This window comes from Saccharopolyspora soli (genome assembly GCF_022678645.1).
GTDB lineage: Bacteria > Actinomycetota > Actinomycetes > Mycobacteriales > Pseudonocardiaceae > Saccharopolyspora > Saccharopolyspora soli.
In genome coordinates, this window is sequence record NZ_JALBWV010000007.1 from 1 (window position 1) to 22,016 (window position 22,016).

Here is a 22,016-nt window from a genome sequence, read left to right on the forward strand (position 1 = left end):
TTATCGCGGTGGGCGGCCGCTTATTTTTTTTATAACACACACAAAACCACCCCCCCGGCCCTTTGCTGCACTTGCTAAAAACCCGCGGGCGGGGCCCCCCGGCCCCCGCCACGAGTGCGTTTTCAGACCACTGTGGACAACGCGTCACGCCCGGTCGGCGGTGCCGAACTCGTAGCGCACGCACAAGCTCATGTCGCGCAGCGCGCGGATGTGCCGCATCAGCTTGGCGAAGATCCTCGTCGCTTTCGGCAACGCGGCGGCACTGGGTGACAGCAGGGTGCTGACCACGTCGGTGCACCGCAGCCTCGCATCGACGGCTTCCAGTTCGCGCGGGTCTTCGATGGCCCAGTGCAGCAGGGGCGCGCCGAACAGTCGGGTCAGGTTCTTGTTCACCAGGCGCACGGCCAGCCGGTTGTGGGTGTCGAAGGTGATCGTGCCGTGCGGGAAGCGCTCGACGATCCGCCGGAACAGTTCGTGCCCCTGTTGCGGGCGCAGGTACATGGTCAGACCTTCGGCGACGATCAGCGTCGGCCGGTCGGCGGGCACTTGCGCCAGCCAGTCCGGGTCGGTCACCGAGCAGCCGATCATCCGGTAGTGCTGGCGTTCGGGGAAGATCTTGGCGCGCACGTCGAGGACGTCGGGGTAGTCGACGTCGTACCAGTCCACATCCGCCGCCGGGTCGACTCGCCACACGCGCGGGTCCAGTCCCGCGCCCAGGTGCACCACGGTGGCCTCGTCGTGGGTGGCGAGGAATTCTCGCGTCCAGTTGTCGAAGTGCTTCGTGCGGACCGCCGCATTGGGTGCCAGTTTCGGCGTCATCCCCAGTTTGGTGAAGTCGTAGTCGATCTTGTCGATGGCCTGCGCGGCCATCTCGTCGCCGAGCACGCTCGGCGACATCCGGGCGTCCAATGCCTTGCCGTACAACGTGATCAGCGACGTGCCCATCGCCTCGCCCAGTTGGACCTTCACCTGCGACATGCGGCGTGCTCCTCCTGCTTCGCGTCCGCGGCCGGTCATGCGGACTCCCCCGGCAGCGCGTCGGCGAGTTCGGTCAGCCACTGCTGGTACAGCTCGGTCATCTCGGCCGCGGCCGCCCGCAGCATCGCCGGGGTCGGTTCGGTGTCGGGTTCGAAAGCGCGGCGCACCGTCTCGGCCAGGGCGGCCGCCTTGTCCGCCACGCTGAAATCGGCGGCACCGGGCATGCCATCCAGCAGGAAAGAACCGGTGACCGCGGCCGAGACGCGGTAGGTCAGGATCGGTTCGGCCACCGGGTCGTCGGCCAGCAGACCGTGCCGGTGCAGCACGGCCAGGTATCGCGCCGTCGTTTCCACCTTGCCGACGGTGAACTGCCACCCGATCTTGCTCGCGGTCAGCAGTTCCCCGAGCGCTTCGTGGTCGCCGGTGGCCAGCGCCCTGGTCAGGGGCCTGCGCATGGTTTCCTGGAACGACCGGCGCAACGCGCGGTGCAACTGGACCTCGGCCGGATCGGCGCGCAGCACATCGAGTTCCGCGGCCAGCAGCGCGGCCGAGTCGCGGACCAGGACGGTCGCGAACAGGTCCTTCTTGCTCGGCCAGTAGAGGTACACGGTGCCCTTGCCCACGCCTGCCCGGCGCGCGACGTCGTCCACGGTGACCTTCCGGTAGCCGAACCCCACCAGCAATGCCTCGGCCGCGTCGAGGATCCGCACCGCCTTGCCCTGTTCCACCAACCACCTGACCAACTGACCGTACTGGTTTTTCAGTCAGTGTAGGGCTTGGCCGTTCGCCGCGGAAGTGCCCGCAGTACTGGCCGAATTTCGGGCGGATTTGCCTGACCAGGCAACTGCTCCCGAAATTCGGCCGCCGCGACAGCCCAGCTCTTATCGCGAGTACTCGCGGTTGAACAGCTTCTTCGACCAGAAGTAGCCGCCGAGGGCGATGAGGGCGCACCAGCCGAGCGCGATCCATGCGTTGTTCCCGATCGGCTTGTCCATCAGCAGGCCGCGCAGGGTTTCGATGATCGGGGTGAACGGCTGGTATTCGGCGAACCAGCGCAGCCCGTCCGGTATGGAGTCGGTGGGGACGAACCCGCTGCCGAGGAAGGGCAGTAGCACCAGCGGCATGGGCAGGTTGCTCGCGGTCTCGACGCTCTTGCTCACCTGTCCGAGCGCGACGGAGAACCAGACGAGCGCGAATGTCACCGCCACCAGGAAACCGGCTGCGGCCAGCCATTCGCCCGGTCCCGCGGTGGGCCGGAAGCCGACGAGTAGCGCCACGCCGATCACGATTACCAGGCTGAGCATCGTCTGGATCACGCTGCCGAGGACGTGCCCGGTCAGCACTGAGACGCGGGCGATGTTCATCGTGCGGAACCGGGCGATGATGCCTTCGGTCATGTCCATGGCGACCGAGATCGCGGTGCCTTGGACCGTGGCCGTCACGGTCATCAGGATGATCGCGGGCGCCACGTAGTTGGCGTACTCGGCGCGCCCACCGGCCACCCCGCCGAGCCCGGCGCCCAGCGTGCCGCCGAAGACGTAGACGAACAGCAGCAGGAAGATGATCGGCATCCCGACGAGCATCAGGGTCATCGACGGGTAGCGCAGCATGTGCTTGAGGTTGCGGCGCAGCATCGTCACCGAGTCGCGCAGCGGGTGGAAACGAGTGCCCGCAGGTGCGGGGCCGGTGAGTGCCGGGGTGCTCATCGGGTGATCACCTTCTCGTTGTCGGGATTGCCGGTGAGGGCGAGGAAGACGTCGTCGAGATCGGGGGTGTGCACGGACAACTCGTCGACCTCGATATCCCGCTCGTCGAGCCGGTCGAGCAGGGACTTCAGCGACCGGAGGCTGCCGTCACCAGGCACCCGCAGGGTGAGCGCGTCGTTGTCGCGCGAGACCTGGCCGAGGACGCGCACGGCCGCGTCGAGGCCGCGCGGATCGGCGAACCGCAGGCGAACGTGCCCGCCGGGGATGCGGCGCTTCAGCTCGTCCGCCGTTCCCTCGGCGACCAGCCGACCGCGGTCGAGGACCGCGATCCGGTCGGCGAGTTCGTCGGCTTCCTCCAGGTATTGCGTGGTCAGGAAGATGGTGACCCCGCCCGCCACGAGTTCCCGGACCATCTGCCACATGCTCCGGCGGCTGCGCGGGTCCAGTCCGGCGGTCGGTTCGTCGAGGAAGATGACTCGTGGGCTGGCGACCAGCGTCATCGCGAGGTCGAGCCGCCGCCGCATGCCCCCGGAGTAGGTTGATGCCGGTTTTTTGCCCGCTTCGACCAGGTCGAACTGGTCGAGTAGTTGGGCGGCGCGCTGTCGGCCGTCGCGGCGGCCGAGGTGGTGCAGATCCGCCATCAGGAGCAGGTTCTCCTCGCCGGTGAGCAGGTTGTCCACCGCCGAGAACTGGCCGGTGACCCCGATCGCCGCGCGCACCGCGTCGGGTTCGGTCGCGAGGTCGTGCCCGCCGACATGCGCGCTGCCGCCGTCGGCACTGATCAAAGTGGACAGGATCTTGACCGTGGTGGTCTTCCCGGCGCCGTTCGCGCCGAGTAGCGAGAAGACCGTTCCCCTGGGGACGTTCAGGTCGAGACCGTCGAGCACGACGTGGTCGCCGAAGGACTTGTGCAGCCCGGTCGTCGAGATGGCCGGTTGGGTGGTGGCCATGATTTCCCTTTCAGTAGGGCAGGAACCGGTCAGGAACGGCGGATCGTGATGTCGCCGTAAGAGGTGCGCGCCCGCACTTCGACGGTCTCGTCGGACTCTTCCGGGCGGGCAGCGTCCTCCAGCAGGTTGCGCACGTGCCCGAAGCCGGTGTTCACGTCGAGCCAGGCGGCGGTGCCTTCGGCGATGCCGATCTCGAGTTTGCCCATCGCGGTTGCGAGGGTGACCACGCCGCGGGCCACCTCGCCGAGGCGGATGTTGCCGTTGGCGGTCTTCGCGTCGACTCCCGCGTCGGCGCGCTCGACGGAGATGTCGCCGTTGGCCGAACGCATCCGCGCATCGCCGGTGACCGCGTCGATTTCGATGCTGCCGTTGGAGTCCTTGACGACCGCGGTCCCCTCGATCCGGCCGATGCTCACCTTGCCGGATGCGGTGTGAATCTCCGCGTTGCCGGTGGCGTGGTCCACGGTGACGTGACCGGTCGCCGTGTCCAGACGCAGCGCACCGGTGCGTTCGACCTGGATGTCCCCGGTGCCAGTTTTGAACCGGGTCTCCCCCAGCTGGCCGGTGCCGTGGAAGTCGCCGAGCTGCACCACGCCGGACACCCGCGAATCGCTGGGCAGCTCGACGGACACGTCGACCGACCTGGTCTTGCGGGAGAAGTCGAAGGGGCGCACCTTCGGCCCCTTGATCTGCAGCATCCCGCCCGCGTACTCGACGCGGACCTGCTGCGCGGCTTTCACATCGGACTTGTCGGATTCGTCGCTCGGGCGAACTTCGACGACGGTGTCGGTCCGGTCGGCGGCGGTGATCCGCACGCGGCCGGTCACGCCGAGTTCGAGCTCGACGGAAATCGGTTCGGGTGTCTCGAAATTGGGCATGGTTGTCCCCTCAGCACGAGTAGGTAGGGCATCCCCGCAGGTCAGGGATGTGTAGCGGAAAAGGTGTGGTTAGCGCACCCAGCCGGTGAAGCGCTGCTGGGACCGTTTTGCGCCGCCGCTTTGCTCAGCGCGTCGACCCTGATCGGCGCGCTGCAGGGCGGCCGATGCCGCCCGCACCAGCCAGGCGTTCACCGAGCGCCCCTCTTTCGCGGCGGCCTCCTCGACCGCGGCCTTGAGCTGCTCCGGGAGTCGTACGTTGATCCGCGCGGCCGGGCCGTCCTCGGCAATCGGTGGACCGCTGTCCGGCGCGTCCTCCGCGCCGCCTTCGACGACGTCCTGGGGTGGCTCGGCGGGCGGCGGGGTTACGGCGAAATCGGGATCGCGCCCGCGCAGGCGCAGCTCCACCGAACCCGGCGCCAGCTCCCGGGTGATCTCGTCCGCGGCGGCCGAAAGCACATCCAGCAGCGTCATCCGGATCGCCGACTCAAGCGGCCCGGTCAGCCGCTCCGCCAACGCTCGCGCATCGTCACCGCCAGCCTCGGCGAGCGTGGCGAACTCACGGCCAAGGTTGCCTACATGCGAGGTCAAATCCATGGCATCACCATGGCACGCCAGTGGCATCACCGCAAGCGAAAGTGGCTCAGAACGACTGCCAGATGGCACCACCAGGCGTCGTTGGTACCTGCTGCTGCCTAGGCGGGCACCCCGAACCAGGAAGTGAGGGCATCCGGCAGGCCCTCGGGGTCGGCTGTCGCGCATGCCCAGGCGACGTAGCCGTCCGGGCGGATGAGCAGACCGGCCAACTCGCCGCAGGATGCGCTGGACGCGGTGATGATCTGCACTCGGTCGGAGTGCTCGGCCGCCGCTGAACGGATCTCCGCCGAGTCGGCCAGATCCAGCAGGACCGCGCGGCTCTGCCGCAGTGGTACGGCGACGAGGTTCCAGATGTCGGGGTCCAGGTCGGGCATGAACCGGCCGACGAGTGGGTGTGTCGAGCCGGGCGCGTAGTCGATGTCGGTGCTGTTGACCATCGCGATGAAGTGGCGTTTGGCGGCGGGAATCGCAAGCACCTCGGCGAGCACCTCCCGCAGGGCCTCGACCTGCGGACCAGGTCGTATCAACGCCACCTGCGCGCGGCTGTTGCGCAGCACCCGCTCGCCGATCGGGTGCCGTTCGGCGGTGTAGGTGTCCAAAAGGGACTCCGGTGCCAGGCCGCGGACCACCAGGCCGAGCTTCCAGCCGAGGTTTATCGCGTCCTGCACGCCGAGGTTGAGCCCTTGGCCGCCGATCGGGGAGTGGACGTGTGCGGCGTCACCGGCCAGCAGCACCCGGCCCTGCCGGTAGGTGGCCGCCTGCCGGGCGTTGTCGGTGTACCGGCTGGCAATGGTCAGGTTGGTGACCGTCGCGCTGACGCCGCTGGCGCGACGGATGCTGGCCTGCACCTCTTCCGGGGTGACCGGCGCGGTGCGGTCGCCGGGCCCGCCGTCGAACTCCATGGTGGAGATCTCTCCTGGGAGCAATGGGGACACGGTGACCATGCCGCCCGGTCCGCGCTGGTTCGAAGCGAGGGCGTCGGGATCGGCCACTTCGGCCACGGCAACGCGGCCGGTCATGGTCGGCTCGGTGCCGGGGAAAGGGATCCCGGTGCGCTTGCGCACGATGCTGCGACCGCCGTCGCAGCCGACCAGGTAGGCCGCGTCGACAGTTCGCCCGTCAGCGAGGACTGCGAGCACGGCCTCGCCCTCGTCGATGACGTCGACGACCTCGCTGTCGTGCCAGATCCGCACCCCCAACTCGCTGGCCCGATCAAGGAGAACCTGTTCGAACAGATGCGGCTTGAGCAGGTGCGGACGCAGCGGCGAGGCGTCCTCGCCGGTGTCCTCCTCGAACAGCATCAGCCCGCCGAAGTGGCCTCGCACCTTGCGGGACCGGAGCTGGCGCCCGAGGCGGTGCCCCGGTGCGGCGTCAGCGCCGTCGTGGCCGTGCTCGGCGTCCAACCGCTCGAACATCTCCCGCTGCACTCGGGCCAGTGGTTCGGTCAGACCGCGCAGCCGCAGGCTCTGAGTGCTGCGGCAGTTGATGCCGCGCAGGCCAAGGCTGCGGGTGCGACGTTCGGTGCCGTCGGCGGCTTCGAGGACCAGCGGGTCCAGGCCGGCCAGGCGCAGTTCGCTGGCCAGCAGCAGACCGACCGGTCCGCCACCTACGACGAGGACATCAGTCATCAGAACACTCCGTTTACGATGTAAATTTACAGCGTAATTATCGGAGCATGTACGGTGTAAATCTGTCAACGCCGGAAGCGATGGAAGGACGGGCGGATGGCACCGAGGCAACCGCTGACCCGGGAACGCATCCTGGACGCCGCCCTGGCCCTGGCCAGCACAGACGGGTTGGACGGGCTGTCCATGCGCAAACTCGCCAAGTCCCTCGGCGTGGAGGCGATGGCCCTGTACAACCACGTGGCCAACAAGACCGAGATCCTCGACGGCATCGCCGACCGGGTGCTCGGCGGCATCGACCGCGCCGACCCTGAGCTCCCCTGGGCCCAACGGGTACGCGCCACGGCGGTGAGCATGTACCGGGCACTGCGCCACCACCCGGTCGTGCCGATGGCGCTGGCCACCGACCAGGCCAACCCGACATCACTGCGGGCACTGCAACCGATAGACGACCTGCTCGGGGCGTTCTACGAGGCAGGGCTCGACGATGACGGCGTCCGCCAAGCGCTCGGGGCGGTGCAGAGCCTGGTCCACGGATCGATCCTGCTGTCGACCACCGGGTTCGTCCGCGACACCAGCCGGACCACCCCAGGGGAACAACTCGACCCCTACGTCCACCGCCTCGACCCGGACAAGTTGCCGCACTTCAGCCGGGTGCAGCCCGTGCTGTCGGCCGGGGATGCGGAGAGCGACTTCGTGCGCGGGTTGGACGTGCTGATCGCCGGACTCCCGGTGCTGAAGTGAGCGGCGACGGGATAGGCGGAACTGCGACCTCGCGGGTCTCCCAGAGCTGCCGACCAGTTCCGCTCGATCGTTTTGGCACGGGCCCTCGGTGCGCACCACGGTCGGGTAGTGTTGCGGCCATCGCGTGCGACCGGGGAGGTGAGACCCATTACCGCTGCAGCAGGTCGGGTGCTCTCCCCGCACGGCCGTGATCCGCGTCGGTGACGTGGCAGGGTGCCCGCTGATATCGAAAGGCACTCCCATTCCCGTTTTCTGTTCTTCCACGCTGGCCACCGTCGTGACCAGGTTGCGGGCCGCGGGCTGCGTGTTCGCCGAAGACGAGGCGCGGCTGCTCGTCGACGCCGCGGATGCTCCGGCGCAGCTCGCCGAGATGGTCCAGCAGCGCATCGCCGGTCGCCCCTTGGAACAGGTGCTCGGTTGGGCCGAGTTCTGCGGTCTGCGGATCGTCGTGGCACCTGGGGTGTTCGTGCCGCGTCGCCGCACCGAGTTCCTCGTCCGCCAAGCCGCCGCACTCGCCGGGCCGCGCGCGGTCGTCGTTGACCTGTGCTGCGGTTCGGGAGCCGTGGGCGCGGCCTTGGCCGCGTCGCTGCAAGACGTGCGGCTCTACGCCGCCGATGTGGATCCCCGCGCGGTGCGCTGCGCGCGGCGCAACATCGCAGGTGCTGGTCAGGTCGTCGAAGGCGATCTCTACGAGCCGCTTCCCGCCCGGTTGCGGGGCCGCGTGGAGATCCTGGCGGTCAACGCCCCGTACGTGCCCAGCGGGGAGGTCGCTTTGATGCCCGCCGAGGCCCGGCTGCACGAGCCGCGTGTGGCGCTCGACGGCGGCGGCGACGGGCTGGACGTCCAGCGGCGGGTGGCCGCGGCGGCGCCGCGTTGGCTGGCTCCGGGCGGGCACCTGCTGATCGAGACCAGCCGCCGCCAGGCGCGGCGCAGCTGCGAGCTCTTCGCCCGCGCCGGGCTGCTCACCCGCGTGGCGACCTGCGCGGAACTCGACGCCACCGTCATCATCGCGACCCGGCCCCGCTAAAGACTGTTTCCAGAAGTGGTTTGCGCAGCGGTGCGGGTGGCGGAACCTCAGACGCCGCCTCGACTCCGGGATCCCCGACATCATGCCAATTCACCACGTCGGAGCTGTCCTCCCGAGGAGACGCCTGAGAACCCGCGGCGGTGCGAGCTGAGTCCCACACCGCAAGCGGCTACGCCGCTTACAACACAGGCTCCAGGCGAGCCGGGCGTTCAGCGCTGGGCTTCGCGGTGCTTGGCGGCCATGGTCACGTAGTGCTCGGCGGCGATTTTCAGGCGGGCCTGCTCCTCGGCGGTCAGTGCGCGGCGAACCTTGCCGGGAGTCCCGGCGACCATCGAGCCCGGCGGGATCTCGGTGCCTTCCAGGATCACCGCACCGGCGGCGACCAGGGACCCGGCGCCGATGCGGGCACCGTTGAGCACCACCGCGCCCATCCCGATCAGGCAGTCGTCCTCCACGGTGCAGCCGTGCAAGACCGCTTTGTGCCCGACGGTGACCCTGGTTTTGATCTCGGCCGGGAAACCGGGGTCGGCGTGCACCACGCAGCCGTCCTGGATGTTGCTCTCGGCGCCGACGCTGATGTTCTCGCGGTCCCCGCGCAGCACGGTGTTGTACCAGATGCTGGCACCGGCGGCCAGGCGCACGCGCCCGATGAGCGCCGCACCGTGCGCCACGAACGCCGCCGGGTCGATCTGCGGACTGATCCCGTCGATGGTCAGGGTGAACGACTGCCCTGCGCTCACTTGCCCTCCTGGTTCTCGCGTTGCCGCCGCAGCCACTGCAGCGACGCCTCGGTGTGTCCGTCCACTTTGGTCTCGATGCCGTCCAGGAAGGCGCGGTCGCCGTGCACGGCGAGTTCGGCGAGCACCGCGTCGGGATCGCCGCCTTCGATGATCTTCAGCAGCCGCTGGTGGCGGGCCAGGTCACCGGCGAGGGTTTCCCGGTCCCGGCGGGCCCGCCGGTTGAGCGCCATGGACATCAGCACCTGCAGTTGCAGCGACCGGTACGCCTCCTCCAGGCGCTGGTGCCCGGACAGGCCGACCACGGACAGGTGGAACTCGAAGGAGCATTCCCGGTAGCCCGGTTCGTCACCGGCGTCGACGGCGTCGCCCATCCGCTGCAACGCCTGCGCGCAGCGGCGCAACCGGGCGGGATCGGTGACCGGGACCCCCAACCGCACCGCGAGGCGTTCGAATTCGGCGCGCAGCGTGCAGATCTCGTAGATGTCGTGCAGCGTCAGCGGGGTCACGATCACGCCCTTGCGCGGCACCTGCCGCACCAGCCCTTCGCGTTCCAGGACCCGCAGCGCTTCGCGCAGCGGCGGGCGGCTGATGCCCAGTTCGTGGGTCAGCCGGTTTTCCACGATGCGCTGCCCGCCCAGCAGCTCGCCGCCGATGATCATGCGGCGCAGCGTGGCGGCGGCCAGTTCCACCAGGCTCGGGGGGCTGATGATGCTCGGGGCGCGGGTGGCGGCGGTGGGGCTGTCTTCAACGGTCACGACCAGCAGTGTCTCCTTCCGGGGCCGGGCGCCGGGGTGCTTTGCGCGTCACCGGCGGCGCGCTGGTCCGCTTGGAGCAACCTCGACGGGTAAGCTTGTCAGCTTCATCCTGCCTGCTGTAGACAAAAGTCAGGTGATGCCGATCACGGTGTCCGGTTTTGTCCCGGATTTCTTGGAGCCGCGCATGACTTCCTCCCCTGCCTCCGCCCAGGCCCCGTTGCGCGGGGTGCGCGTGGTGGAGATCGGCGCGTTCATGGCCGCGCCGTTCGCGACGATGCAACTGGCCGATCTCGGCGCTGATGTCATCAAGGTGGAAAACCCGGTCGGAGGTGACCCGGTCCGCCAGAGCGGGCCGTTCCTGCACGAGCACAGTTCCCCCTTCGTCCGGCTCAACCGCAACAAGCGGTCGGTGGCGCTGGATCTGAAGACCGACGAGGGCAAACGCCTGCTGCACGCCCTGCTGGAGAGCACCGATGTGCTGGTGGAGAACCTGCGACCGGGTGCGCTGTCGGCGTTGGGGTTCGGCTACGACAGCGTGCACGCCCGCAACCCGCGGCTGGTGTACGTCTCGGCGTCCGGGTGGGGCCAGGACGGGCCGCTGGCCGCCCAGCCTGGTCTGGACATCATGGCGCAGGCCCGCGCCGGGCTGATGAGCATCACCGGCAGCCCCGGCGGCGAACCCACCAAGGTCGGGGTGCCGATGTGCGACCTGGTGTGCGGGTTGTACGCGGCGATGGCCGCGATGGCCGCCCTGCGCGCCCGCGAGCACACCGGCGAAGGCCAGCACGTGGACGTGTCGCTGTACGAGGCGGGCGTGTCGTTCGCGGTGTGGGAGGCCGGGAACTACTTCGCCACCGGCGAGGTCGGCCGCGCGCACGGCTCGGCGCACCAGAACAGCGCCCCCTACCAGGCGGTGCGCAGCAAGGACGGGTGGGTGACCGTCGGGGCGACCACGACCAAGACCTGGCCCGCGTTCTGTCACGCCCTCGGGTTGGACGACCTGCTCGACGACGACCGCTACACCAACTCCTACGACCGCTACCAGCACCGCGACAGCCTCATCCCGGCGATCGAGGTGGCCACCACGACCCGCACCACCGCCGACATCGTGGCGGTGCTGGTGGCCGCCGGGGTGCCGTGCGCGCCGATCGCCACCATGGACCAGGTGTTCACCGACGAACACCTCGGGCAGCGGGGGTTCTTCTGGGACGCGCCGCATCCCGAGCTCGGCGAAGTCCGCCAGATCGGCTCGCCGATGCGGATGTCGGCGACCCCGGCGCGCCGTGATGGCGCCGGGCCGCCCTTGGGCGCGCACACCGCTGAGGTGCTCGCCGGTGTCGGGGTGCCGCCCGCCGAGGTGGCGCGGTTGCGCGATTCCGGCGTGATCGCCACCGGCCAGTAGCGGCCGCGCTGACCTCACTGGTGCGGTGCTGGCCTGGCCAGGCCGCGCGAAGTTCTTCTGCAACCACCTGCTTTTGGTTTCCGCGACGCAGCTCAAGGAGGAGCGATGCGCGCGTTGTTTCTGGCCCGTGGCGTGCTGGCCGCGGTGTGCACGGCGGCGCTGGTGGGTGCGTGTGGCACCGGCGCCGCCGGGCGGGACAGCTCCGGTACCGGCGGGCCGCGGCCGGTGGGGAACGTGACGATGGTGGTGCCCTTCGCCGCCGGTGGCGGCAGTGACATCGCCGGGCGTGCGATGGCCGACGGGTTGGTGTCGGTGCAGCCGGACCTGCGGATCAACGTCGACAACCGGGAGGGCGGCCAGGGCGCGGTGGGCTACTCCTACTTCCTGGCCAAGGCCGGGTCGCCGAACTACCTGCTGGCCACCGAGACGTCCCTGCTGTCGTTGCCGCTGAGCGTGGACGTGGCGTTCTCCTACCGCAGCTTCACGCCGATCATGAAGGTCGGCGAGGACTACACGTTGCTGGTGGCGCGGCCGGATTCGCCGATCACCGGTTGCGCGGACGCGGTGGCGCAAAGCCGCCAGCGGCGGGTGCTGGCCGGGATTTCCGGCGCGGTGGGACCGGACGCGGTGGTGTTCTCGCAGCTGGAACGGGTGGCGGGCGCGGATGTCGACACGGTGCCCTACGAGGGTGGCGGGGAGGCCGTCGCCGCGGTGCTGGGCGGCCAGGTGGAGTTGGCGTCGCTGAACCCCAGCGAGGTCATCGGCCAGTTGCGCGCCGGGCAGCTCAAGGCGTTGTGCGTCTTCGCCGACCAGCGCTACACCTACCCGGAACTGGCCGCGGTGCCCACCTCGGTGGAGCAGGGCGTGCCGGTGACGTTCGCGCAGTTCCGCGGGATGATCGCACCGGGCGGGCTCAATCCGCAGGCCGCCGAGTACTGGATCGACGCGGCCCGCCGCTTCGCCCAATCCCCCGCCTACACCGACTACGTCGAGTCGGAGTACCTGCAGCCGCGAGTGGCCTTCGGCGCGGAGTTCGGCGCGTATTTGCAGGACAGCGAGAAGCTGCTGGCGCAGGTGGTGCGGCGATGACGGATCAGCGGTTGGGCCAGGTGGTGCTCTTCAGCGGGCTGACGCTGGTGGGCGCGGGTTTCGCGGTCAGCGCGCTGGGATATGGCGTGCTGCTGCCGGAGTCGCGGATCGGGCCGGGTTTCCTGCCCTTGGTGGCCGGTGGGCTGCTGGCGGTGCTGTCAGCGCTGCTGCTGGTCGAGCAGCTGCGGCGGCCGGGACAGGCCGAAGCCGAGCGCGGCACCGACGATTTCGGGCGCAGCCCGGCACAGCGGATGTGGATCCTGCGGCGGGTGTTCGCGCTGCTGCCCGCGGCGCTGCTGGTGGTGCCGGTGGTGGGCATGGTCACCGCGTTCGGGCTGCTGGTACTGGTGATCTCGACCTGGCTGGAGCGGCGGCGGGTGCTGCCCGCGCTGGCGTTGTCCGCGGTGTCGGCGGCGGCGATGCACGTGATCTTCGCGGTGGTGTTGCGGGTGCCGCTGCCCACCGGCGTGTTCGGGTTCTAGGCGGGATGCCGATGCGCACCACGACACTTTCGCCTGAAGCCGCTTTCCGTCAACTTCCTGCCGCGCACCTTCTCAACCCGCGGAGGCGCACGTGATCGATAACTTGTTGTTGGGCTTATCGACGGCGTTGACTCCGACGAACCTGTTGTGGTGCTTCGTCGGGGTGGTGCTGGGCACCGTGATCGGGTTGCTGCCCGGTCTGGGTTCAAGCACGGGTGTGGCGATCCTGATCCCGTTGACGTTGACCGTGGAGCCGGTGACGGCGCTGATCATGCTGGCCGGGATCTACTACGGCTCGCAGTACGGCGGCACCATCACATCGGTGCTGCTGTCCACACCGGGCGAGGCGGCCAGCGTGGTGACCACCTTGGACGGTTACCAGATGGCCCGGCAGGGCCGGGCCGGTGCGGCGCTGGCGATCGCGGCCATCGGGTCGTTCGCCGCGGCAATCCTCTCCCTGGTCCTGCTGGCCGCGCTGGCACCACCGTTCGCGGCGTTCGCGCTGCGGTTCGGGCCGCCGGAGAACCTGGCGGTGATGGTGCTGGCGCTGGTGACGATGGTGGTGCTGTCCACCGGGTCGAAGCTGCGGGCCGCGGCGATGGCGTGCGCGGGGGTGCTCCTGGCGTGCGTGGGCATCGACGCGGGCACCGGCGAGGCCCGCTACACCTTCGGCAACATCAACCTGCTCTCCGGCATCCCCTACATCGAGGTGGTCATCGGCCTGTTCGCCGTCGGCGAGGTGCTGTACCAGATCCGGGTGGGTGCGGCCACGCCGATCCGGGCACGGTTTCGGGACCTGGTGATCCGCCGCCGCGACATCCGCGATTCCGCCGGGGCGATCGGCCGCGGCAGCGTCATCGGATTCCTGCTGGGCACGCTGCCCGGTGCCGGGTCGACGCTGGCGTCGTTCATGGCCTACGGGCTGGAAAAACGCCTGTCGCGCAATGCCGCGCAGTTCGGGCACGGCGCGATCCAGGGGGTGGCGGCGCCGGAGAGCGCCAACAACGCCGCCGCCAACGCCAACTTCATCCCGACGTTGACGCTGGGCATCCCCGGCGGGGCGACCACGGCGGTGCTGCTGGGCGCGTTGACGGTTTACGGAGTGCAGCCGGGACCGCTGCTGTTCGAGGAGCAGCCGGAGTTGGTGTGGGGTCTGCTGGTGTCGTTCTTCATCGGCAATGTGATCCTGCTGGTGCTCAACCTGCCGTTGGCGCCGGTGTTCGCGCAGTTGCTGCGCATCCCCTACGCCTATCTGTACCCGCTGATCCTGTTCACCAGCTTCGTCGGCGCCTACGCCATCGACAACAACTTCTTCAGCGTGTGGCTGGTGCTGATCTTCGGGATCATCGGCTACGGCATGAAGCGCTTCGACCTGCCCATGGCGCCGCTGGTGGTCGGCGTGGTCATCGGGGCGCTGTTCGAGAAGGCACTGGTGCAGTCCTCAGCGCTGCTGGACGGCAACCTGTGGCTGGTCCTGACCAAACCGATCGCGGTGGTGATCCTGGCGCTGGCACTGGTGCTGCTGGCCGGTCCGGTGCTCACCCGCCGCGTCCGCTCATTCCTCCGGCCACCCACCCCGGAGGAATCCCGCACCGAGGAGAAACACAATGTCTGACGAGTTGCTGGTCACCCGCGACGGCGCGGTACTGCAGGTGACGTTCAACCGGCCGCGGCAGCGCAACGCGATGAGCTGGCAGATGTACGACGGGCTGGTCGCGGCGTGCGAGGCGGCCGAAGCCGACGACGACATCCGGGTGATGGTGTTGCGCGGCGCCGGTGACGAGGCGTTCGTGGCCGGAACCGACATCGCCCAGTTCGCCGAGTTCACCAGCGGCGACGACGGCGTGGCGTACGAGAACAAGATGGAAGCGGTGCTGGAGCGGCTGGAATCCACCACGGTGCCCACGGTGGCGGCGATCTCCGGGTTCTGCGTGGGCGCGGGCATCGCGTTGGCGGCGGTGTGCGACATCCGGGTGTCCACTGTGACCGGACGTTTCGGGGTGCCGGTGGCGCGCACGCTGGGCAACTGCCTGGCCATGAACACCTATTCGCTGCTGGTGTTCCACCTCGGGCCCGCGCGGGCCAAGGACATGCTGCTGCGGGCGCGGCTGTTCAGCGCGCAGGAAGCGCACGCGGCCGGGTTCGTCGCGGAAGTGTGCGAGGTCGACGAACTGGACGCGACCGTGGCGGGCGTGGTGGACCGGCTGGTGCAGCACGCGCCGCTGACGATGTGGGCGTCCAAGGAAGCGGTGCGCAGGCTGCGGAAGGCGAACCTGCCCGACGGCGACGACCTGGTGCGCACGGTGTTCGGCAGCGACGACTTCCGCCACGGAGTGCGCGCCTTCCTCGACAAAACCCCCCGCAACTGGACCGGCCACTAGAGACTGCTTCAGACGCGGTTTGCGGGGAGCGGAACCTCAGAGGCTTTCTCGCTGTGGGATCTCCGACATCATGAATGCCTGAAATCGCTAGGATATTTGTCGTGCTTTGACGTCCGCGTGGCCCGCCCGCTGCTCCTTCGTTGCTCGGTTCATTCGTCACGACGGAGGAGTAGATGTCGTTTTCCCTGGTGGTTCCAGCTGAGTTGGCGGCCACCCATCGCAGGGTTTTCGGTTCAGCGGAGTGGATCGACGCGCTGCCCCGGTTGGCCGGGCAGCGCGTGGCGGCGTGGGATCTGCGGCTCGACGGGGCGCCCCGGCACGGCATGGTGGCGTTGGTGCTGCCGGTGCTGCGCGCCGACGGCACGCCCGCGGTGTTGAAGCTGCAACCAGTCACCGACGACACCGTCGGCGAACCGGTGGGTTTGCGGGCCTGGGCCGGGCGGGGCGCGGTGCGGCTGCTGGAGCACGACCCGGCATCCGGAAGCATGCTGCTGGAACGCCTGCAACCGCGCTCACTGGCCGACGTCGACGATGATCTCGCCGCGCTGCGGCTGCTGTCCGAACTCCTGGCGAGGCTGAGCGCGCTGCCCGCACCCACCGGGCTGCGGCGGCTGGCCGACATCGCCGCCGCGATGCTCACCCAACTCGACCGCGCGTGCGCGCGGCTGGCCGATCCGGGGCAGCAGCGGCTGCTGCGCCACTGCGCGGGCGCGGTCGCCGACCTGCTCGACGAACCCGGCGACCAGTTGCTGCACTGGGACCTGCACTACGAGAACGTGCTGGCCGGGCAGCGGGAACCGTGGCTGGCCATCGATCCGCAACCGATGGCCGGTGACCCCGGATTCGAACTGCTGCCCGCCCTGGACAACCGGTGGGACGACATCGTCGCCACCGGCGACATCACCGCCGCCGTGCGGCGCCGGTTCGCGGTCCTGGTCGAAACCCTGGGCCTGGACCGGCAACGGGCGGCGGGCTGGACGTTGGGGCGGGTGCTGCAGAACTGCCTGTGGGACATCGACGACGGCGCCACCACCCTGGACGCGGTGCAGGTCGCCATCGCGCAAGCCCTGGTCCCGCTGGGCCCGTGAGCGGTCTAACTGCCCTACCCGCCCCAGGTGGCGGCGGATGAGACTGGTCGATGTCGCAGCGCTCGGTGTCGCAGCCGAGGAGGCAAGGCGCCATGCATCCACGCGCACCCGCGGCCGACGAGCCGCGCGGAACCTACCCGCAGCGGTATGTGCGGTGGGATGAGGAGGTAGCCGACGAGCTGGCGGCGGCCTTCGGCGCGGCCGAGGGCCGCCAGGTCGCCGCCGCCTACCACCAGGCGTTCCCCCCTGGCTACCGGAACGACTCACCGGTGCGGCAAGCCGTCGAGGACATCGCGATCATGCAAGGCCGCCCGGTCCGGTGCGGGCTGGGCCGCATATACCGGGCACCGCAGCAGCCGCCGGGCTGGGTGCGGCTGCGGATCTGCTGGCCCGATGCCGCACCACTGCTGCAGGAGGTGCTGCCGATCTTCGCCGGGCTGGGCCTGCGGGTGGCCGACCACCGCAGCTACGAGGTCCACCCCGCCGACCGACCGCCAGCCCGCGTCGACGACTTCGGGCTGCTGCACGACCTCGACGAGCTCACCGACACCTCCGCCCGGCTGGTGGAGGACGCCTTCGCGGCGATGTGGACCGGCCGCGCCGAACGCGACGGCTTCAACCGGCTGGTGCTCACCGCCGGACTGCCGTGGCGGCAGGCCGCGCTGGTGCGCGCGGCCTACCACTACCTGTGGCAGGCCGGGTTCACCTTCAGCCGCACCTACGTCGAGGCGACCCTGGCGGGCCGTCCCCGGTTCGTGCGGGCGCTGCTGGAGTTCTTCGCGCAACGCTTCGACCCCGACCGCGATCGCGGGCCCGCCCCGGCGGCGTTGGAGGAAACCCTGCAGGAGGTCACCGGGCTCGACGAGGACAAGACCCTGCGGGCGGTGCTGGCGTTCGTGCAGTCCATGGTGCGCACGAACTACTACCAGCGGCTGCCCGACGGTGCGAACAAGGACTACTTCGCGTTCAAGATCGACCCGTCCTCGATGCCGTTCGTGCCCCGTCCCAGGCCGCTGTTCGAAACGTTCGTCTACTCCCCTCGCGTGGCGGCCCTGCACCTGCGCGCCGAGCGGGTGGCGCGCGGCGGGATCCGCTGGTCGGACCGGCCGGAGGACTTCCGCACGGAGGTGCTCGGCCTGATGAAGGCGCAGGCGGTGAAGAACGCGCTGATCGTGCCCGGCGGCGCCAAGGGCGCGTTCGTGCTGCGCCGGTCGCTGGCCGGACTGGACCGCGCCGCCATCGAGGCGGAGGTGCGGGAGTGCTACGCGACGTTCATCCGCGGCATGCTCGATATCACCGACAACCGCGTCGACACCGCGGTCGTGCCACCGCCGCGCGTGGTCCGCCACGACGAGGCGGACCCGTACCTGGTGGTGGCCGCCGACAAGGGCACCGCCAGGTTGTCGGACGTCGCCAACGCCATCGCCTGCGAGTACGGGTTCTGGCTCGGCGACGCCTTCGCCTCCGGTGGATCGGCCGGATACGACCACAAGGCGATGGGCATCACCGCCCGGGGCGCGTGGGTGTCGCTGCGGCAGCACTTCGAGGACTGCGGCCGCGACCCCGAACGGGCGGAGTTCACGGTCGTGGGCATCGGCGACATGTCCGGTGACGTCTTCGGCAACGGAATGCTGCTGTCCCCGCACATCCGCCTTCTCGCGGCATTCGACCACCGCCACATCTTCCTGGACCCCGACCCGGACCCCGCCCTCTCGCACGCCGAACGCACCCGCCTGGCCGGACTGCCCGCCTCCAGTTGGCAGGACTACGACCGCAGCCGCATCTCCCCCGGCGGCGGGGTGTTCTCCCGACGCGCCAAATCGGTGCCGCTGTCGCCGCAGGTGCGGCGCATGCTGGCCGTGGACGTCGAGGCGATGACCCCACCGGAGCTGGTGCAGGCGCTGCTGCGCGCCCCCGTGGACCTGCTGTGGAACGGCGGGGTCGGCACGTTCGTCAAGGCCAGCACGCAAACCCACCCGGACGCCGCCGACCCCGCCAACGACGCCATCCGCGTCGACGCCACCCAACTGCGCGCCAGCGTCGTCGTCGAAGGCGGCAACCTGGGACTGACCCAACCGGCCCGCATCGAATACGCGCTGCGCGGCGGCCGGATCAACACCGATTTCATCGACAACGCCGCCGGGGTGGACACCTCCGACCGCGAGGTGAACCTCAAGATCCTGCTCAACACTGCCATCACCGAGGGCATGATTAACCGCGGCGAACGCGATGAACTGCTGGCGGCGGTGCAGGACGAGGTAGCCGCGGCGGTGCTCACCGACAGCCGGTTGCAAGCCCGAATACTGGGCGTGGTGGAAGCAGAGGCGCCGGTGTTCCTCGACCAGCACGCGCAGAGCATCCGCAGGTTCGAGCAGCGCCACAACCTCGACCGCGAACTGGAATGCCTCCCGGATGACGAGGTGCTGGCGCAACGCCGAGACGCGGGGCTGGGGTTGGCGCGACCGGAGATCGCGGTGCTGCTGGCGCACGCCAAGAACCACCTCGCCCGCGAACTGTCGAACTCACCAGTGCCCGACGACCCGTATCTGGTCGAGGAACTGCTGCACTACCTGCCACGGGCACTGCGCGAGAGGTTCGGGCAGACCATGGCGCGCCATCCGCTGCGGCGGGAGATTCTGAGCACCGCGCTGAGCAACGACATCGCCGACCACGTCGGCAGCGGATTCTTCTACCGCCTGGAGGACACCACCGGGGTCCGACCGGCGGATGCGGTGCGCGCCTACCTGGCGGCGCGGGACATCTTCGGCCTCAACAGCCTGTGGTCCGAAGTGGACGGTCTCGCCGCCGACTGCCCGCCGCGGGTGCGCACCGAGATGTTCCACGACCTGCAACGGTTCTGCCAGCTGGGCACACTGTGGTTCCTGCGCCACCGGCGGCCGCCGGTGGACATCGCCGTCGAGGTCGAGCACTTCCGCAAACAGATCCGCCAGCTCGCCCCGGTGCTGCCCGCCGCACTGGCCGGTTCGCAAGCCGACGCGGTGGCGCGGCGCACCGACGAGCTCACCGGGCACGGGGTGCCGGGACTGCTGGCCAGCCGCATCGCCGCGCTCGGACCGCTGGCGGCGGCGCTGGACGCGGTGGAGATCGCCGGGGACCGCCGCGACGTCGGGTTCGTGGCGGCCGTGTACTCCGCCCTGGACGTGGGATTGCGGATGGATTGGCTGCAGGAGCAGATCGTCGAGCTGCGCTCGGAATCGCACTGGGAACTGCTGGCCAAGATCTCCCTGCGCGACGACCTGTTCGCCCAGCGGCGGCGGCTGACCAGCGCGGCACTGGCCCGGTTCGTGCCGGGGGTGAGTGCGGCGGAACTGGTCGAGGACTGGTTGCTCGCCAACACCGGGCCGGTGGACCGGTGCCGCGAAACGTTGGACCAGCTGCGCGGCGCCGGGCGGCTTGATGTGGCGATGCTGTCGGTGGCGTTGCAGGACCTGCGCAATCTCGCGCAGATCAGCGCCGACCCCCGCCCGGTGTGACAGCGGGCGGCCCGAACCAAGCGGCCAGGGCATCGGTGAGCCCGTCGCCACCGGCCCAGGCGAGGTAGCCGTCGGGGCGCATCAGCAATCCCGCCGCCGGGGGATCGGGGTGCCGCGCGAGGACCGCGTCAACCCGGTCCCCCCACGGACCAGCCATTGTGGACAGTTCACCGGCGGTGAAGTCCAACAGCAGCGGACGCCCGGTGCGGGCCAGCTCCGCCAACCGCCGCACCCCAGCCGTGGTGGTCACGGTGAGCTCCGGCGCGAAGTAGCCGGTCAGCGGATGCGCATCGGGCCCGGTCGGGTACCGCAAGTCGATCCCGGCCAGCAGCGCCGCGATACGTCGACGGGCAGCCGCGTCACCGAACAACTCGGCCACCACCCCACGCAACGCCGTGATCTGCTGACCAGGCGCCAGCAGCGCGGTCTGCGCCTGGGTGTGGGCGGCGACGCGCTCGGCAGCCGGACGGCGTTCGGCCTGGTAGGTCGCCAACAACTCCGGCGGCGCCCAACCGTGCAGCTGCGCGGCGAGTTTCCAGCCGAGGTTGGCCGCGTCCTGCAGGCCGACGTTGAGCCCCGGCGCACCCATCGCGGAATGCACGTGCGCGGCATCGCCCACCAGCAGAACGCGGCCGAGCTGGTAGTGCTCGGCCACCCGGGTGTTGCCGCCGTTGCGGCGGCGCAGCAGCGGCGGCTCATCCGCGGGCAGCCGCATCGTCAGGTCCACCCCCACGACCCGCCGCAGGCTGGCCCGCAGTTCCTCCACCGTCATCGGGACGTCGTCGCCGGGCGGGGCCTGATCCCATTCGATGGTGCTGACGTGCACGACGCCACCACCGGTCGGCATGATCGCGTACGTGCCGGTGGCGGTACGCGTCCACGCATACAGCGGCAGCCGCTTGTGTCCGAGGTCGACTTCGGCGGTGTCCATGCGCAGCACCGCCGCGTCGATGATCACCCGCGCGGCGCGCCAACAGGTGTTCTCGCCCGCCGCACCGACGAAAGCGATCCCGGCGTGGCGGCGCACGGTGCTGTGCCCACCGTCGCAACCGACGAGATAACGGGTGCGCACAGTGCGCGGCCCGTCGGAACCGTGCAGGTGCACGGTGACCGAGTCGGCGTCCTGGGCGAAGCCGGTGACTTCGGTGCCGCGGCAGATCTCGACACCGAGTTCACCGGCCCACCGCGCCAACACGCGTTCCAACTCCGGTTGTGCCACCGCCAGCCCGTGCAGCGGATTGTCCGCGAGATCGCGCAGATCCAACGGCAGCGCACCGAAGAGGAACCGCGGCACCGGGCTGGGCCGCTGGGAATCGCCGCCGAGACGGTGGTGCAGCCCGCGGTGATCCAACAGGCGCACCGCCTGCCCCATGACAGCGTTGGCCTTGGGTTCCTCGTTGGGTTCGACGCGAGATTCCAGCACCAGCGGACGCACTCCGGCCAACGCGAGCTCACCGGCCAACATCAGCCCGTTGGGTCCGGCCCCGGCGATGACGACGCCCTCGGTCATGACCGCTGCCCGGCCAGCTCGGCCAACGCGGTCACGGTCTTCCAGTTGCGGGCGGTGATGCTGACCCCGAGCCGCTTCTCCAAATAGGCGGCGGTCAGTTTGGAACGCCCCACCCCGGCCGGATAGTGCAGGTAGAGCTGCCGACCCGCCTGCTGGAACTCCTCGGGTGCCCCAGCGGGCACGCTCAACCGCGCCGCGTGCGCAGCGTCGGGTTCGTCGGAGAGGAAGGCCACCAGCAGCTTCGTGTGGTCGGTTTCCCGGTCCAGGAACGGGTTGCGCCCGGCGATATCGGCGATCTCCGCGCCGGTGCGCACCATCACCGGCGTGTCCACCCCGATTTCGGCGGCCAGCCGCTGCCGCAGGTCTGCGGCCACCGCCACCGGATCGGCGGCATCGGAGGTGAAGACCACGTTGCCGCTTTGCAGATAGGTCGCCACATCACCATGCCCCGCGGCAGCGACCACCGCCCGCAGATCGGCCATCGCGACGCGGCCACGGCCGCCGAGGTTGACCGCGCGCAACAGCGCGACATAGGTGCTCACACAACAATTCTTTCAGCCCGATCGGCCGGCG

At 69.8% G+C, this 22,016-nt stretch carries 20 protein-coding genes; 9 read left to right on the top strand and 11 right to left on the bottom strand.

The genetic code is table 11. The annotated features are described in order from the left end of the window. Positions 1-144: 144 nt before the first annotated feature. The 7 genes from MOQ72_RS07115 to MOQ72_RS07145 form a co-directional block, all read right to left on the bottom strand. The gene (locus MOQ72_RS07115; protein ID WP_242181339.1) at positions 145-978 is read right to left on the bottom strand and encodes a class I SAM-dependent methyltransferase; all 834 of its coding nucleotides are present in this window, start codon (positions 976-978) and stop codon (positions 145-147) included. A gap of 35 nt (positions 979-1,013) precedes the next feature. Continuing rightward, on the bottom strand, positions 1,014-1,706 hold the full coding sequence (locus MOQ72_RS07120) for a TetR/AcrR family transcriptional regulator (RefSeq protein WP_242181340.1): 693 nt from the start codon (positions 1,704-1,706) through the stop codon (positions 1,014-1,016). Positions 1,707-1,859: 153 nt separating this feature from the next. Then, positions 1,860-2,684 (bottom strand): ABC transporter permease, encoded by an 825-nt coding sequence (locus MOQ72_RS07125; RefSeq protein ID WP_242181341.1) that lies wholly within the window; start codon positions 2,682-2,684, stop codon positions 1,860-1,862. Then, a complete protein-coding gene (locus tag MOQ72_RS07130; RefSeq protein WP_242181342.1) occupies positions 2,681-3,634 on the bottom strand; it encodes an ATP-binding cassette domain-containing protein in 954 nt (317 codons plus the stop codon). The genes MOQ72_RS07125 and MOQ72_RS07130 overlap by 4 nt, the downstream gene beginning before the upstream one ends. Before the next feature lie 29 nt (positions 3,635-3,663). Beyond that, a complete protein-coding gene (locus MOQ72_RS07135) occupies positions 3,664-4,512 on the bottom strand; it encodes a DUF4097 family beta strand repeat-containing protein (RefSeq protein ID WP_242181343.1) in 849 nt (282 codons plus the stop codon). Between the two features lie 69 nt (positions 4,513-4,581). After that, the gene (locus tag MOQ72_RS07140) at positions 4,582-5,106 is read right to left on the bottom strand and encodes a YlcI/YnfO family protein (RefSeq protein WP_242181344.1); all 525 of its coding nucleotides are present in this window, start codon (positions 5,104-5,106) and stop codon (positions 4,582-4,584) included. Positions 5,107-5,204: 98 nt separating this feature from the next. After that, positions 5,205-6,734, bottom strand: a complete 1,530-nt coding sequence (locus MOQ72_RS07145; protein ID WP_242181345.1) for an FAD-dependent oxidoreductase — start codon at positions 6,732-6,734, stop codon at positions 5,205-5,207. Positions 6,735-6,830: 96 nt separating this feature from the next. On the opposite strand from MOQ72_RS07145, the gene MOQ72_RS07150 reads away from it, so the two are divergent. After that, the gene (locus MOQ72_RS07150) at positions 6,831-7,475 is read left to right on the top strand and encodes a TetR/AcrR family transcriptional regulator (protein WP_242181346.1); all 645 of its coding nucleotides are present in this window, start codon (positions 6,831-6,833) and stop codon (positions 7,473-7,475) included. 277 nt (positions 7,476-7,752) lie between these two features. After that, positions 7,753-8,502 carry a putative protein N(5)-glutamine methyltransferase gene (locus MOQ72_RS07155; RefSeq protein ID WP_242181347.1) on the top strand — a complete coding sequence of 250 codons (750 nt, stop codon included), beginning with the start codon at positions 7,753-7,755 and terminating at the stop codon, positions 8,500-8,502. Positions 8,503-8,711: 209 nt separating this feature from the next. Here the strand turns inward: MOQ72_RS07155 and MOQ72_RS07160 are convergent, their stop codons facing one another. After that, positions 8,712-9,242 (bottom strand): gamma carbonic anhydrase family protein, encoded by a 531-nt coding sequence (locus MOQ72_RS07160; protein WP_242181348.1) that lies wholly within the window; start codon positions 9,240-9,242, stop codon positions 8,712-8,714. Further along, the gene (locus MOQ72_RS07165; protein ID WP_308197853.1) at positions 9,239-9,997 is read right to left on the bottom strand and encodes a GntR family transcriptional regulator; all 759 of its coding nucleotides are present in this window, start codon (positions 9,995-9,997) and stop codon (positions 9,239-9,241) included. The genes MOQ72_RS07160 and MOQ72_RS07165 overlap by 4 nt, the downstream gene beginning before the upstream one ends. Positions 9,998-10,181: 184 nt before the next feature. On the opposite strand from MOQ72_RS07165, the gene MOQ72_RS07170 reads away from it, so the two are divergent. The 7 genes from MOQ72_RS07170 to MOQ72_RS07200 all read left to right on the top strand — a co-directional run bounded on the left by MOQ72_RS07170 (position 10,182) and on the right by MOQ72_RS07200 (position 19,933). Beyond that, entirely contained in the window at positions 10,182-11,399 is a 1,218-nt protein-coding gene (locus MOQ72_RS07170) for a CaiB/BaiF CoA transferase family protein (protein ID WP_242181349.1), read from the top strand. 105 nt (positions 11,400-11,504) lie between these two features. Beyond that, complete coding sequence (locus MOQ72_RS07175; protein ID WP_242181350.1) at positions 11,505-12,488, top strand: tripartite tricarboxylate transporter substrate binding protein; 984 nt, start codon at positions 11,505-11,507, stop codon at positions 12,486-12,488. Beyond that, positions 12,485-12,970, top strand: a complete 486-nt coding sequence (locus tag MOQ72_RS07180; RefSeq protein WP_242181351.1) for a tripartite tricarboxylate transporter TctB family protein — start codon at positions 12,485-12,487, stop codon at positions 12,968-12,970. The genes MOQ72_RS07175 and MOQ72_RS07180 overlap by 4 nt, the downstream gene beginning before the upstream one ends. A 91-nt stretch (positions 12,971-13,061) precedes the next feature. Continuing rightward, the gene (locus tag MOQ72_RS07185) at positions 13,062-14,585 is read left to right on the top strand and encodes a tripartite tricarboxylate transporter permease (RefSeq protein ID WP_242181352.1); all 1,524 of its coding nucleotides are present in this window, start codon (positions 13,062-13,064) and stop codon (positions 14,583-14,585) included. After that, positions 14,578-15,351, top strand: coding sequence for an enoyl-CoA hydratase/isomerase family protein (locus MOQ72_RS07190; RefSeq protein ID WP_242181353.1), 774 nt, complete (start codon positions 14,578-14,580; stop codon positions 15,349-15,351). The genes MOQ72_RS07185 and MOQ72_RS07190 overlap by 8 nt, the downstream gene beginning before the upstream one ends. Positions 15,352-15,524: 173 nt before the next feature. Continuing rightward, entirely contained in the window at positions 15,525-16,439 is a 915-nt protein-coding gene (locus tag MOQ72_RS07195) for an aminoglycoside phosphotransferase family protein (protein WP_242181354.1), read from the top strand. Between the two features lie 92 nt (positions 16,440-16,531). Then, positions 16,532-19,933 carry an NAD-glutamate dehydrogenase domain-containing protein gene (locus MOQ72_RS07200; protein ID WP_242181355.1) on the top strand — a complete coding sequence of 1,134 codons (3,402 nt, stop codon included), beginning with the start codon at positions 16,532-16,534 and terminating at the stop codon, positions 19,931-19,933. Here the strand turns inward: MOQ72_RS07200 and MOQ72_RS07205 are convergent. Then, a complete protein-coding gene (locus tag MOQ72_RS07205) occupies positions 19,908-21,443 on the bottom strand; it encodes an FAD-dependent monooxygenase (protein ID WP_242181356.1) in 1,536 nt (511 codons plus the stop codon). The genes MOQ72_RS07200 and MOQ72_RS07205 overlap by 26 nt on opposite strands. Next, positions 21,440-21,985: a DUF1697 domain-containing protein gene (locus MOQ72_RS07210; RefSeq protein ID WP_242181357.1), complete on the bottom strand. Its 546-nt coding sequence runs from the start codon at positions 21,983-21,985 to the stop codon at positions 21,440-21,442. Before MOQ72_RS07210 ends, MOQ72_RS07205 begins: the two co-directional genes overlap by 4 nt. Between the last annotated feature and the right edge of the window lie 31 nt (positions 21,986-22,016).